9 protein-coding genes and 4 pseudogenes are annotated in these 14,192 nt (G+C 48.0%); 12 read left to right on the top strand and 1 reads right to left on the bottom strand.

The annotated features are described in order from the left end of the window. Window positions 1–578 precede the first annotated feature (578 nt). The 9 genes and pseudogenes from LCS67_RS17410 to LCS67_RS17370 all read left to right on the top strand — a co-directional run. Window positions 579–1,073 (top strand): pilus assembly protein, encoded by a 495-nt coding sequence (locus LCS67_RS17410; protein ID WP_061377699.1) that lies wholly within the window; start codon window positions 579–581, stop codon window positions 1,071–1,073. A gap of 83 nt (window positions 1,074–1,156) precedes the next feature. After that, window positions 1,157–1,894, top strand: a complete 738-nt coding sequence (gene safB, locus LCS67_RS17405; protein WP_001530955.1) for a pili assembly chaperone SafB — start codon at window positions 1,157–1,159, stop codon at window positions 1,892–1,894. A 23-nt stretch (window positions 1,895–1,917) separates the two neighbouring features. Next, window positions 1,918–4,428: a fimbrial biogenesis outer membrane usher protein gene (locus tag LCS67_RS17400; protein WP_000669620.1), complete on the top strand. Its 2,511-nt coding sequence runs from the start codon at window positions 1,918–1,920 to the stop codon at window positions 4,426–4,428. A gap of 21 nt (window positions 4,429–4,449) precedes the next feature. Next, window positions 4,450–4,920, top strand: coding sequence for an AfaD family invasin (afaD, locus tag LCS67_RS17395; RefSeq protein ID WP_000266941.1), 471 nt, complete (start codon window positions 4,450–4,452; stop codon window positions 4,918–4,920). Between the two features lie 406 nt (window positions 4,921–5,326). Beyond that, complete coding sequence (locus LCS67_RS17390) at window positions 5,327–6,148, top strand: polysaccharide deacetylase family protein (protein WP_000119391.1); 822 nt, start codon at window positions 5,327–5,329, stop codon at window positions 6,146–6,148. Between the two features lie 82 nt (window positions 6,149–6,230). Next, window positions 6,231–6,468, top strand: a pseudogene (locus LCS67_RS17385) (PerC family transcriptional regulator); the annotation flags it as partial. 496 nt (window positions 6,469–6,964) lie between these two features. Next, complete coding sequence (locus LCS67_RS17380; RefSeq protein WP_000970302.1) at window positions 6,965–7,912, top strand: LysR family transcriptional regulator; 948 nt, start codon at window positions 6,965–6,967, stop codon at window positions 7,910–7,912. 119 nt (window positions 7,913–8,031) lie between these two features. Beyond that, window positions 8,032–8,151 (top strand): annotated as a pseudogene (locus tag LCS67_RS17375) (hypothetical protein); the annotation flags it as partial. A gap of 80 nt (window positions 8,152–8,231) precedes the next feature. Further along, window positions 8,232–8,393: pseudogene (locus tag LCS67_RS17370) on the top strand (transposase); the annotation flags it as partial. 64 nt (window positions 8,394–8,457) lie between these two features. On the opposite strand, the pseudogene LCS67_RS17365 reads toward LCS67_RS17370, so the two are convergent. Further along, window positions 8,458–9,015 (bottom strand): annotated as a pseudogene (locus LCS67_RS17365) (ATP-binding protein). A gap of 1,035 nt (window positions 9,016–10,050) precedes the next feature. On the opposite strand from LCS67_RS17365, the gene tcfA reads away from it, so the two are divergent. From tcfA to tcfC, 3 genes are all read left to right on the top strand, one after another. Then, the gene (tcfA, locus tag LCS67_RS17360) at window positions 10,051–10,761 is read left to right on the top strand and encodes a fimbrial chaperone TcfA (protein ID WP_001009507.1); all 711 of its coding nucleotides are present in this window, start codon (window positions 10,051–10,053) and stop codon (window positions 10,759–10,761) included. Window positions 10,762–10,811: 50 nt separating this feature from the next. Continuing rightward, window positions 10,812–11,387 (top strand): fimbrial protein TcfB, encoded by a 576-nt coding sequence (gene tcfB, locus LCS67_RS17355; RefSeq protein WP_001555872.1) that lies wholly within the window; start codon window positions 10,812–10,814, stop codon window positions 11,385–11,387. Between the two features lie 108 nt (window positions 11,388–11,495). Then, window positions 11,496–14,183 carry a fimbrial outer membrane usher protein TcfC gene (gene tcfC / locus LCS67_RS17350; protein WP_024151533.1) on the top strand — a complete coding sequence of 896 codons (2,688 nt, stop codon included), beginning with the start codon at window positions 11,496–11,498 and terminating at the stop codon, window positions 14,181–14,183. Window positions 14,184–14,192: the final 9 nt, after the last annotated feature.

The following is a 14,192-nucleotide window of genomic DNA, read 5'->3' as shown; positions in this document are numbered from 1 at the left end:
GGAGAGCTTTTTCATGCCTGTATAATCAGTCTGACCTGTGTCAGTCAGCTCTTAGTGTTGAGACTCTCGTTGGAGCGTTATAATTGCTTTTCCGTTTCGGAAAACAAGATTTTCCATTAAAGATCTTCCCTGCGAGGAAAAGTTAACTAATAATCTTACCGTCGAGTTAGGAGATGTATGTTTAAATATAAACAATGTTGCAACGATGCCTGATAATTATCCTCTCTTCGAAGATAAGTTTCCCACACCCAGTGTGGTGGGTGTCATTGTAATGTTATCACTTGAATGTAAATGGAAGGTATAATTGCTTTTTGACTAGTATTCTATTCCACCCTGACAACACGATGTTAACATCAACACTGTTTATATTGGCAATAACGCAATTTTTTTCAGATTAAGAGGTGCTCTGATATATAGATTTTTATAACATTACTTATTTGAATTGGTAACAAATACCAATAAGTACAAGCTGTTATTACCAGCCACGGATTTTTCCATACGGTAAGATTTGGTATGGCGTTATGTATTCTGGATGTGCTGGATTATTTTAATTTGGTTTAAAAAAGGTGGTTATTCAAATGAAAAGCATAAAAAAATTGATTATCGCAAGTGCGTTGAGCATGATGGCTGCTAGTTGTTATGCTTCAGTTTTGCCGAACACAGAGCAACAGAAATCAGTGGATATTAGCTTTGCCGCTCCCGAACATTTAACCATATCGTTTGATCAGATGCCAGGCTTAATGGCTGGGAAGAATGCTAAGGATATGGATATTGCGAAGCTTACAGTTGATTCTACTTCTATTAAAGAGTTCGGGGTCAGGGGGATTTCTGGCACGCTAATGAACGATTCTGGCAGTGAATGGAAAATAACTGGTAAAAATGGTGGCAACCCAATCATTGTGCGCTTTTCAGATTATGATCTAAACAAAACTCATGTCCCGGTAATGTGGAATGGGAGAAAATGGCTCACCTTTGATACCAATGTCCCAATTGATATTATTGCAGTAGCGGGTCAGGATATCTCACCTGATACGTACCCACTGACTGTAGACGTAGTGGGATATCAGCCTTAATAGTAAACAACTATTAGTGTATTGCGCCTTGTTTAAGGCGTAATACACATCAAGTTTTTCATTTTTCTTTTACAATTTTTGATATGAAAACAATTAATTTTGTTTTAATGGCGGCAGCTTTGTTCGCCTCTAATTCTATGGTTTCAGTATATGCCGCCAGGCAGCAATTAAATTCAGCCACTAAATCATTCAGCGTGAAGCTGGGAGCTACACGTGTGATTTATCACGCTGGTACACCAAGCGCGACGCTCTCGGTGAGCAACCCGCAGAATTACCCTATTTTGGTTCAGTCTTCAGTCAAAGCAGAAGACAAAAATTCGCCAGCCCCCTTTATGGTGATGCCGCCTCTATTTCGTTTAGAAGCGAACCAGCAGAGTCAACTGCGTATTATCCGTACTGGTGGTGACATGCCAACGGATCGCGAGACTTTACAGTGGGTCTGTATAAAGGCGCTACCACCCGAAAATGAACAGTCGGATACACAGGCTAAGGGCGCGACCCTTGACCTCAATTTGTCCATCAGCACCTGTGACAAGCTGATTTTCCGCCCGGATGCCGTGAAGGGGACGCCGGAAGATGTTGCAGGAAATTTAAGATGGGTGGAGACGGGCAACAAACTTAAGGTAGAGAACCCCACCCCGTTTTACATGAATTTAGCCTCTGTCACAGTAGGGGGAAAGCCCATTACAGGGCTTGAGTATATCCCCCCCTTTGCTGACAAAACACTAAATATGCCAGGTGGCACTCGTGGTGATGTCGAGTGGAAAATTATTACAGACTTAGGTGGTGAAAGTCATCCGTTCCACTACGTTTTTAAATAAATTCAAGGATTTAGCGGCAGAAAATGAAGTTCAAACAACCTGCCTTGCTACTGTTCATCGCGGGAGTGGTTCATTGCGCAAATGCGCACGCTTACACATTCGATGCATCAATGTTGGGCGATGCAGCGAAAGGGGTTGATATGTCGCTCTTTAACCAGGGGGTACAACAGCCAGGGACTTATCGAGTGGACGTGATGGTGAATGGTAAACGTGTCGACACCCGTGATGTGGTGTTCAAATTGGAAAAGGATGGGCAAGGAACGCCTTTTCTGGCTCCTTGTTTGACGGTCAGTCAGCTTTCACGCTACGGCGTAAAAACGGAAGATTACCCTCAGTTGTGGAAAGCAGCAAAGACCCCAGATGAGTGTGCGGATCTGACCGCCATTCCACAGGCTAAAGCGGTACTGGATATCAATAATCAGCAACTGCAACTGAGTATTCCGCAGTTGGCGTTGCGTCCGGAATTTAAGGGGATCGCTCCTGAAGATCTCTGGGATGATGGTATTCCGGCGTTTCTGATGAACTACAGTGCGAGGACAACGCAGACGGATTACAAAATGGATATGGAGAGGCGTGACAACTCTTCCTGGGTACAACTGCAACCGGGAATCAATATAGGTGCGTGGCGTGTCCGCAATGCGACCAGCTGGCAGCGGAGTAGTCAACTGTCGGGGAAGTGGCAGGCAGCATATACCTATGCTGAGCGTGGACTGTACCCACTAAAAAGTCGTCTGACTCTGGGGCAAAAGACTTCGCAGGGGGAGATATTTGATAGTGTGCCATTTACCGGTGTGATGTTGGCATCGGATGACAACATGGTGCCCTACAGTGAGCGGCAGTTTGCTCCAGTAGTGCGTGGGATTGCCCGCACGCAGGCTCGGGTGGAGGTCAAACAGAATGGTTACACCATTTACAACACCACCGTGGCGCCCGGACCGTTTGCACTGCGGGATCTGTCGGTAACAGACAGTAGTGGTGATCTGCATGTCACCGTGTGGGAGGCCGATGGCAGTACACAAATGTTTGTGGTGCCGTATCAGACCCCGGCGATAGCACTGCACCAGGGATATTTGAAGTACAGCCTGTTGGCGGGCCGATACCGATCGTCAGACTCTGCAACGGATAAGGCGCAGATCGCGCAGGCTACGTTGATGTATGGTCTGCCGTGGAATCTCACTGCATACGGCGGTATACAGAGTGCAACGCACTATCAAGCTGCATTGCTTGGTTTGGGGGGATCTCTCGGGCGATGGGGGAGTTTATCTGTCGATGGAAGCGACACACACAGTCAGCGTCAGGGGGAGGCGGTACAGCAAGGAGCCTCCTGGCGACTGCGTTACAGCAACCAGCTGACTGCGACGGGGACAAATTTTTTTCTGACGAGATGGCAGTATGCCTCGCAGGGCTATAACACCTTATCCGATGTGCTCGACAGTTATCGACATGATGGCAACCGTCTATGGTCGTGGCGAGATAATTTGCAGCCGAGCTCGCGTACCACCCTGATGTTGAGTCAGTCATGGGGGAGGCATTTGGGCAATCTGAGTTTAACCGGTTCCCGTACCGACTGGCGTAATCGCCCCGGTCATGATGACAGCTACGGACTGAGTTGGGGAACCTCTATCGGAGGGGGCTCGCTGTCATTGAACTGGAATCAAAACAGAACGCTGTGGCGCAATGGCGCGCACCGTAAAGAGAACATAACCAGCCTGGGGTTCAGTATGCCATTAAGCCGCTGGACGGGGAATAATGTAAGTGCCAGTTGGCAGATGACTTCACCATCACACGGTGGTCAGACGCAACAAGTGGGGGTCAACGGAGAGGCATTCAGTCAGCAACTGGATTGGGAGGTGCGTCAGAGTTACCGTGCCGATGCCCCGCCAGGTGGTGGTAATAACAGCGCATTGCACTTGGCATGGAATGGGGCTTACGGCCTGTTAGGTGGTGACTATAGCTACAGCCGGGCGATGAGCCAGATGGGAGTCAATATCGCGGGAGGTATAGTTATCCACCATCATGGTGTGACGCTGGGGCAACCTTTGCAAGGCTCAGTGGCGCTGGTTGAAGCGCCAGGGGCCTCGGGGGTGCCAGTTGGCGGCTGGCCTGGCGTTAAGACGGATTTTCGTGGCGACACCACAGTGGGCAACCTGAACGTCTATCAGGAGAATACAGTCAGCCTCGATCCGTCGCGACTACCGGATGACGCAGAGGTCACACAAACCGATGTGCGCGTGGTGCCAACCGAAGGGGCGGTGGTGGAAGCGAAGTTTCACACTCGCATCGGGGCCAGGGCACTGATGACGCTGAAACGGGAAGATGGTAGCGCCATTCCTTTCGGGGCGCAGGTTACAGTCAATGGGCAGGATGGCAGTGCTGCTCTGGTGGATACTGATAGCCAGGTTTATCTCACTGGTCTGGCGGATAAGGGCGAACTGACGGTGAAATGGGGAGCACAGCAATGTCGGGTTAACTACCAGCTACCTGCCCACAAGGGAATCGCGGGCTTGTATCAAATGAGCGGTCTCTGCAGATAGCCGATTCTGAAGGAGAGAATAATGTGGATGAAAATACAGCGAGTGAAAACGGTTATCTATAGCGTAAGCTTACTGGTCACTGCCAGTAGCTTGGTGCCGATAGCGAACGCCGCAGAAAAACTTCAGACAACGCTACGTGTAGGTACTTACTTTCGGGCTGGGCACGTGCCAGATGGGATGGTGCTTGCGCAAGGCTGGGTGACTTATCACGGCAGTCACAGCGGGTTTCGGGTATGGAGCGATGAGCAAAAGGCGGGTAACACGCCTACCGTATTGCTGCTGAGCGGGCAACAGGATCCTCGCCATCACATTCAGGTTCGCCTGGAGGGCGAGGGGTGGCAACCAGATACGGTGAGTGGTCGTGGCGCCATTTTAAGAACCGCTGCAGATAACGCCAGTTTCAGTGTGGTCGTTGATGGCAATCAGGAAGTGCCTGCGGACACCTGGACGCTGGATTTTAAGGCCTGTGCATTGGCGCAGGAGGATACGTAGCCGTCTGTTCCACTCATACTTCCTGTATAAGTGAATAAGGCGAATACTGTATATCAGGTTCGAGGATGTATTGAAAATTTACTCAAGGCAAATATGGTTAGCAATCTTCATTGCAGAAAAATCAATTGCTGATTTATTTTAAAATCTGAAATTCATCTTTTTTGTAGGGAGAGGAATATTATGTTTCGTAAAATAATTTAACAGACACTGATGCCTTTATTATTTTCTGTTTTGTGGATTTGTTTGATTCACTCTTTTGTGAACGGGTCTTTATAAGCCCTTAGTATAAGGTTTGTTTATCTGTCAGGTATTCATATGTGATATTTAAGATTTTATGTTTAGGGGGCTTTTTCTTGTCCCCTCAGGCGTAAAAATAATTTATTTTTTACATAAAGGAATAAAGCATATGTCTTATGCACGACATTTACCGGTATTAATGTATCACCATGTCAGTGATAAACCCGGACAGATAACCTTATCTCCCCGTACGTTCCGGGCGCAGATGAAATGGCTGGCTGAATCTGGCTGGAAAACCGTTACCGCAGCAGAGGTGGAAGCTTTTTATCATGGTGCAAGATTGCCTCGTAAAAGCGTCATGCTGACCTTTGATGGCGGCTGGCTGGATAACTGGTTGCAGGTTTTTCCGGTGCTGCAGGAGTTTAATCTGCATGCGCATCTCTTTCTTGTGACCAGTTTGATCAGTGACGGACCGGTCCGTATTCCTGCAGGCGAACCGGTGTACTCTCATGATGAGTGTCAGATGCTGGTTAAACAAGGCCGGGCTGATGAGGTCATGCTGCGCTGGTCAGAGGTCCGGGAGATGCACCTCAGTGGCCTTGTTGAGTTTCACTCGCACACGCACACCCACCGACGCTGGGACCAGAAACCTGTGTCCCGTAATCCGTCGGATTTGCTTCGTGTCGATATTCTTCTTAGTCGTAAGCGGATGAGGGAGATGCTGGGTTACTGCAGTCAGCATCTGTGCTGGCCTGAGGGCTGGTATTGTTCTGACTATATTCATGTGGCTGAAGAGCTGGGGTTCACATACCTGTATACCACAGAAAGGCGTATGAACAATCCAGTCATCGGTTCACAGCGTATTGGTCGTATCAACACAAAGGAGCGAAAGAATGTGGGCTGGCTGAAACGTCGTCTGTTTTATCACACCACGCCCGGATTTTCTTCGCTGCTGGCCCGGCATAAGGGGGCACGTCGGATAGCTGACTGAGCCGGAGACCAGGATGAAAGTGCTGCATACCGAATCCTCCCCCATCATCGGCGGGCAGGGGTTGTAGGCTATATCCCAAATGATGGTGCTGATTTTGAGCAGAAATAAGATAACACCGGAGGCCGTGATAGACCCGGTTGCGCAGAATCTGGAGGCCGCAGGTCACTGGCGCAGGGCTTCTACCCGCTGGCTTTTGGTCATGGGAGATTTTGAATGTACAGAGGCCCAGCGGGAGTGGTTGTTGTTGCGCCGGAATTATTGCCTTGCGCAGATATCTTCCCCTGGCGCCAGTAAAGCTGGATATCAGCGACGTGACGAAATGAGAGGAGCCTGCACATAGGTTTATGTTTTGAGTAAGCGTCTTATTTAAACCGTCTGTTCTTTTTCCTCCACTTTCACAAATAATGTCGAGCCGGGTGGGGGGGACTCAAGTAAGAATAATCTGGCGATGTTTTGCTTGTTTCCACGGGATACTTTGTTAGGTGAACGATACAATTAATGCGTTCCAGACTGCGTCACAGAAAAGGACAATGCCTTTGCAGAACGGGCGCATGACAATGAACCACTTTATTATTGGTATCTGGTTCGGCGACAACCTTGACGATCACTTCTGAGATAGGGTATTTACACTGAGTGGTAAACAGGTTCAATTAGTAACCGGAGATGGATGCAAAATCATGATCGATTCAGATGCTATTTTGCAGCCAATAGATTTTTTATTATGATGATATCAAGGACATTGAGGCACACAATGACGCATCAGTAAGTCGTTGATAGCTCCTTTAATATAAGAATTTCTTTTATCAACGGAAGATAATGATGGAACTGATCAATAATCGTGGTATGCGAGACTGGATGATATTTATTAAAGTGGCGGAAGTAGGGAATCTTTCCCGGGCTGCACGGGAATTAGATATTAGCATTTCTGCTGTCAGTAAATCGCTTAGTCGCCTTGAGAATTCTATTGAGGTTACTTTACTTCGGCGCGATTCACATCACTTAGAACTGACTGGAGCTGGTCAGACAGCCTATGCAAGCATGAAAAGGATAACATCTTCCTTTCAGTCCTTGCTGGATGAATTGCGAAATCCGGATAAAATTATCAGAGGGAGTATAAAATTTTCGGCTCCGGCTATTGTCTGTGAGTTTCTTGCCAATAAGTGGATATGGGAATTTACAGCTAGCTATCCGGATACAAAAATCTACCTGGATTCACGAGAGCGTAGCGATTTTTTTAGTAAATCCCTGGAGTTTGATGAGCTGGTTTTTAAAAGTGGCATAATCGAAAGTGAGGATCTCGTGTATCGAAAGATAAGCCCTTTAAAGTTGGTTCTTTGTGCGAGTCCGAAATATATTAGAAAATATGGCAGGATCTCACATCCTGGCGATTTGGAAAATCACATTATTGTGGGTCTTCACAACCATGGTCTTTCCGGACCTCTTACTCTTTTCCGTCAAGATGAATCATACACTATTAGTGGCGCTGTTAATGTTCATTTATCTTCCAATAATCTTTTGAGTGTTCTTAATTTGGTTTTAGAAGGAAAGGGTATCAACCTCATGACTCCGGCCTGGCTTGCCACCAAATACTTAAAAAATAATGAACTTGAAATTATACTTCCTGAATGGAGGGTCCCAGATCTCCCCATTTATCTTGTATGGCGTCATCGTCAGTATTATTCTCCTTTATTTCAACGCTTTCTGTCTTTTATTGAAGATAAATGGAATAATCGCCCACAAATTGATTTTCTGAATGATGATTAACCCGTTTGGAATGGTTTTGACACGTTCCTGACTTAAACCCACATGATGATGACTGAATTGAGGCATCGAGATATGCGACTGGTCAGCCAGTCGTCTTTTGACGATGCCCAATACAAAACATGATGCCGACTGACGGAAATGATAATACCCGGAAACAGGACGGGGCTGTTTTTGGGCAGCCGGAAGTTAAGCCCATACCAGAAACGTTGCAGTGTACTGAAAAATGGCGCCAGGTTGCACTGTAAGTATCCCGCATAATCGAGCCATTCACATTTAGAGATCATCCGGCATAATCAATCTGCCAACGCAGGAGATCGCTGTGCGTAATGCCCGTATTACTGCGCACCAGATCATCGCTGTGATTAGATCAGTTGAATCCGGACGGACTGTTAAAGATGTCTACCGGGAGGCCGGTATTTCTGAAGCCACCAGGGACAACTGGAAGTCTGGATACGGCGGCATGGAAGCTTCTGATATTAAATCTTGAGGATGTCAACGCCAGGATTTATGGTCGTTTTTCGCTATTTTTAATATCCGCTGTTTGATCACTTCTGCTGTCCGCTTTCCGCCATTTCATCTTCACTGATTGGCGTTGCGCTTTTGGTCAGCGCCCCGACTTTGCGTTTTTCCTTCAGTTGGTAACTTTCTCCTTTGATATTCAGTGTGGTTGAGTGATGCAGCAGCCGATCCAGGATCGCTGTTGCCAGCACGTTATCACCGAACATCTCTCCCCAGTCTGCGAAGCCTTTGTTTGACGTCAGGATAATGCTCGCTTTTTCATACCGTCGGTTCAGCAGTCGGAAGAACAGACTGGCTTCCTCACTGGTCATTGGCAGGTAACCTGTTTCGTCCAGGATCAGCCCCCGCGCATAGCTCAGTTGTTGTAGCTGGCGCTCCAGGCTGTTTTCCATCTTCGCTTTCATCAGCGTCTACCAACCTGTCCTGCGGCATGAACAACACCCGATGGCCCACATCTGCCGCTTTCACACCGGGGGCAGCGGCCAGGTGGGTTTTCTCCACTCCGGGGGCCCCAGCAGGATCACATTCTCGCAGCGCTCCACGAACGCCAGACCGGCCAACTCCCGGACGACCTTACGATCGATGCCTGGCTGGAAGCTGAAGTCGAACTGCTCCAGCGTTTTGACTCATGGCAGACGAGCCTGTTTCAGCCGGGATTCCATTCCGCGCTGATGTCTGCCGTTCTATTCCTGCTGCAGCGCCATGCACAGGAATGTCGACTTATTTTGGGCTGACAGAGGCATTGGTCGTTAAGACTTGTATATTCATGTTGCTTACTCGCACAAAAGGGGGAAAGGAACCGTAAACAACATTGACAGGTAAGGGACTGGCATCAATTTGAATGGTGTTTTTTTATAACACTATGTTTTAAAAGGTGAATTGTATTTTCATGGTGAATTGTTCTGTTTTATATTGTTGTTTATGGAATATTTAACCAATATTTCATCTAAAAATAGTGTATTATATTGATTACACTTTGCTGGAGAGGTGTAAACATCAAGTGTAACCATATGATGTATATAAGTTTTTGTTTGCTGATATCATATTTTTAACAGATATTGAGCAAGTAAATCTGATCTAACTGTAACTTTAGTTTTCTAAATTAATTACTTTGCTTACTTTTTTTTACCTGGTTTTGTAAAACCTCATGATGATCAGTCTATTTGTGGCTTTGTTTAAGGTTTATTTGGTTTTGTAGTCTGAATTGTATCTCCCTCCTGGAGGGCTTTCTTTAGATTCTCTGTCTCCTACGTTGTTATGTTACGTATTTGTTGCTTTGAAGGAGGGGGAAATACAGTTCCATTTATCTGAGTAAGTCAGGTACACAGTAACAACTTTCTTATGAAGAATTTCCAAAATTTTTACTGCGGCGTTATTAATTGTTCAGCGATTCTTACAGATCTGTCGTTCGCTTTTGGTGAATGAAATCCGTGGACTTTTATTTACTAATTTTTCCTTTCCTGAAAAAAACAGAGGTATTGAGCGAAAAATTTTATTCCGTATGATGCCCTCCACACAAAATGTATTAACACTGAATCGTAATTTGCTTCTTTATGCTGATAACTTTCTGTCTATGCTAATACTAAAATTTAGATGACTTTTATACGGTAAAATCTGGTATGAATTTTAAAGATACTCTTCCCGGGGTGTTTCTCTGTGTCGCTATGTTTGCATGTGGTCATGCCAGGGCGAATATGCTCGTTTATCCTATGGCGGCAGAAATTAATAGTAGCCGCGAAGAGGCCACCTCGCTGTTCGTCTATTCTAAATCAGATCATGTGCAATATATTCGAACAAGAATCATGCGTATTGAACATCCTGGTATGCCACAGGAGAAGGAGGTACCAGCAGGGAATGATATAGAGACAGGACTTGTTGTCTCCCCGGAGAAATTTGCCCTTTCCCCGGGAACAAAAAAAACAATACGTGTTATCAGTACTCAGGCACCGGAAAGAGAGGAAGCCTGGCGGGTATACTTCGAGGCTGTTCCTGAACTGGAAGATGATCCACAGGCAGGTGGAAAGCAAAATTCATCCGTAAGTGTGAATCTTGTCTGGGGGGTGTTGCTGCGTGTTTCTCCGTCAGACCCCAGGCCTGCGCTGGTAACGAACGGTCACCACCTGCTGAATACGGGAAATACCCGGCTTTCTCTTATTCGGGCCGGCAACTGCGACACCACATGCCACTGGCAGAATATAGACAAAAGTATTTATCCCGGCGGGAGTGCTGATATTCCGGCCGGAATAAAAAGTAATGCATTTCGTGTGGAATATCGTACGGGTGCAAATTCACCGGTAATCTCTGCTGATTTAACAGCAGCCGGAAAGTAAAAACACACGGAGCGTACGCTATACCCTACATTTATTCTCAGGGGGAGCGGATGTATACCGGGTGTACATATATCACTGTAATAAACAACAAAGCAAGGTTATTTTTTATGAACATGAAAACATCTTTTATTGCCGCGGCTGTGGCATTGGCCACCGTTTATTCTTTTTCTGTTTCTGCGGTTCAGAAGGATATTACCGTCACTGCCAATATTGACAGTACACTTGAACTGCTGCAGGCCGATGGTTCATCCCTCCCGTCGACTATGAAGCTGGATTTCATGCCGGGTAAGGGCCTGGTCCATAAATCACTCCAGACCCGCCTTTACAGCAACGATCAGACCAAGTCGGTTAATGTAAAACTGTTGAATGCTCCACAACTTATCAACGTTCTGGATCCCACCAAAACCATTGATATGGAAGTGACTCTGGGAGGACGGTCACTGACCACCACCAATTCTGTACTGGAAGCTAAAACCCTGTTCCCGGACGGAAAAACTGGCGATGCTTCAGCTCCGCTGAACCTGGATATTGGTCAGAAGGCTGGAGCAGCCTTACAAAACCTGCCTGCCGGTGAATACAGCGGATTGGTCAGTCTGGTGATTTCACAGGCTGTCACTGCCGGCTAATAACCGGTTATTAGCTCTTCATCTGATCCGGTTTTGGGTTGTCACCGTTCGTACCTGAACCGGATCCGGTATTGATCTTATTATTAATTGCAATTCAGGTCTCTTTACGTGAGTCGTTATTTCTGGATGTATTATTTACTGGGATTGTGCAGTTTTACCAGCCAGGCAACTCTTATTCCCCCTCCTGGATTTGAATCTCTGCTGGAAGGACAGACTGAGCAAATTGAAGTGTTGCTACCAGGGCATTCACTGGGATTATTTCCGGTGGTGGTTAAACCGGACACCGTGCAGTTCATGTCCCCATTGATGGTACTTGAAAGCAGTGGGCTTGCCGCGTTGCCGGTCGCAGAACGGCAAAAAGCGCTGGCTGCACTCAGCCGTCCGTTGCTACGTAACAGCAATCTGGTCTGTGGTGTCTCAGAAGCAAAAGACAGCAGCGAGTGTGGTTACGTGGCAACAGATAAAGAGGATGTTGCGGTTATTTTTGATGAGAACAACGGTCAGTTATCTTTGTTTCTTAACCGGGACTGGTTGCCGGATGAAGAACGACGTGATAAACGCTGGCTGACTCCGACCCCGGAGGGTGTCAGCGCATTTATTCACCGCCAGACGCTGTATCTGAGTGATGATCTCCACAGTCGTAATATGACACTGAATGGTAGCGGTGCCCTGGGGCTTGGTGACGGTCGTTATCTGGGAGGCAACTGGGCGGCTATCTGGAATCAGTCAGAACATTACAATAACAGTCAGACCTGGTTTGACAATCTGTTTGTCCGTCAGGATCTCGGCAATCAGTATTATCTCCAGGCTGGTCGGATGGATCAGCGGAATCTGTCCAGCGCCACGGGGGGGGATTTTGGGTTCAGTCTGCTTCCCCTGAGCCGGTTTGATGGATTACGAACCGGGACCACCCAAGCTTATGTTAACCATGAGGTGGACCAGAATGCCACTCCGGTTATGGTTCAGGTTACCCGAAATGCCCGTATTGATATTTATCGTGGCAGCGAGTTGCTGGGGAGTCAGTTCCTGACCCCGGGAATGCATACCCTGGATACTCACTCTCTTCCACCGGGAAGCTATCCTCTGGCGTTGCGGATATATGAGGATGGAATTCTGCGACGAACGGAGAGCCAGCCCTTCAGTAAGGGGGGTAATAGCTTCAGTGCACAGACCCAGTGGTTTATTCAGGGCGGGCAGGAAGATACCGGGGATAAAGCCAGCCATTATGACGGTGAGACTGTCATGGCTGCCGGATTCCGAACTGGGCTGCGGAAAAATATCAGTCTGACCGAAGGTATCTCTCTGGCACATGAGGCCTGGTACAGTGAAACCCGACTGAATTCACAGCATGCAGTGCTGGATGGCACGCTGGACCTTTCTGCCGGGATACTGCATGGGACAGACAGCACGAGCGGTAACACTGAGCAGGTGACATACAACGACGGATTTTCCGCGAGTCTGTGGCGTAACCATACGGAAAGTGATGCCTGTAGTGGTCGTCATCCACAGTCAGTGCATGCCAGTATGACCTGCCAGACTTCGATGAACGCCTCCCTGTCGGTTCCGGTGGGGAACTGGTATGCCCTGCTGGGATACAGTACCAGCAGGACAGAAGGTCGGCCGGTTTACCGGGGATATGATGATAACAGTGACAAAGAAAATGTGTTCTGGCGACAGGCATACATCCCTGCCTCTCACCGCGAATCTGCTCAGGCTAGTGCAACGTACAGCCTTAATATGGCTGGCATGAATATTAATACCCATGGGGGAGTATGGCGAACCCGAAATGACGGAGTGAATGATGATGGCTTGTTTATGAGTGTCAGTGTGTCATATGCCTCTCAACCACCGACAATGACTGGCAGTAATGGGTATACCTCAGCCGGGACCGATATTCACAGTAGCCGGAATCAAAAAACACAGACGTCCTGGAATGTGAACCATGTGAGATCCTGGCAGCAGGATCTGTATCGTGAACTGTCGGTGGGTTTCTCCGGTTATAACGACGACAGCTGGAGCGGGAGTCTCGGCGGACGCATGAGCGGCCGTATGGGTGAACTGAGCGCCACTATCAGTAACTCCCATCAACGTAATGCGGGCAGCGCCAGTTCACTCACCGCTGGCTACAGCTCGTCTCTGGCGTTATCCCGTAATGGACTGTTCTGGGGAGGTGGTCAGGACGGTGAACCGGCCTCTGGCATGGCGGTGAACGTGGAGTCAGAGGGGGACGAGGGCAGTAGCGGGAAAGTAGTCAGCGTTCGTGGCAGCAGCCAGCCGTTCAGTCTCGGTTTTGGTCAGCAGTCGCTGTTGCTGATGGAAGGCTATAACGCCACGGAGGTGACCATTGAGGATGCAGGGGTTAGTTCACAGGGTATGGCAGACGTAAAAGCGGGAGGGGGAAGCAGGCGTTACTTCCTGACACCCGGGCATCTGCTGGTTCACAACATCAGCGCCAGTATGAGCCGACTGTACGTTGGCCGCGTACTGGACAAGGATGGCAGACCGCTGCTGGACGCACAGCCACTGAACCATCCATTTTTGTCGCTGGGACCTTCCGGGCGATTTAGCCTGCAGAGCGAGCATAAAGAATCCAGCCTGTGGCTGCTGTCTAAAAACAGGATCCTGCGTTGTCCGATGTCAGTACATAAACGTCGGGATGTTATGCAGGTAGTGGGTGATGTGCGGTGTGAATTAAGTGACGTGGATGCCCTGCCACAGGCGTTGCAAATATCGCCGCGGGTCATCCGTTTGCTGAACGTGGCAGGTTTGCTGCGCCATTCCGTTCAGGAAGCCTGACGTAGAGAT

The organism is Salmonella sp. A7, from assembly GCF_020181675.1.
GTDB classification, from domain to species: Bacteria; Pseudomonadota; Gammaproteobacteria; order Enterobacterales; family Enterobacteriaceae; genus Salmonella; species Salmonella enterica.
The sequence above is the reverse complement of the archived record's forward strand: the minus strand, read 5'-3'. Positions and strand labels throughout refer to the sequence as shown.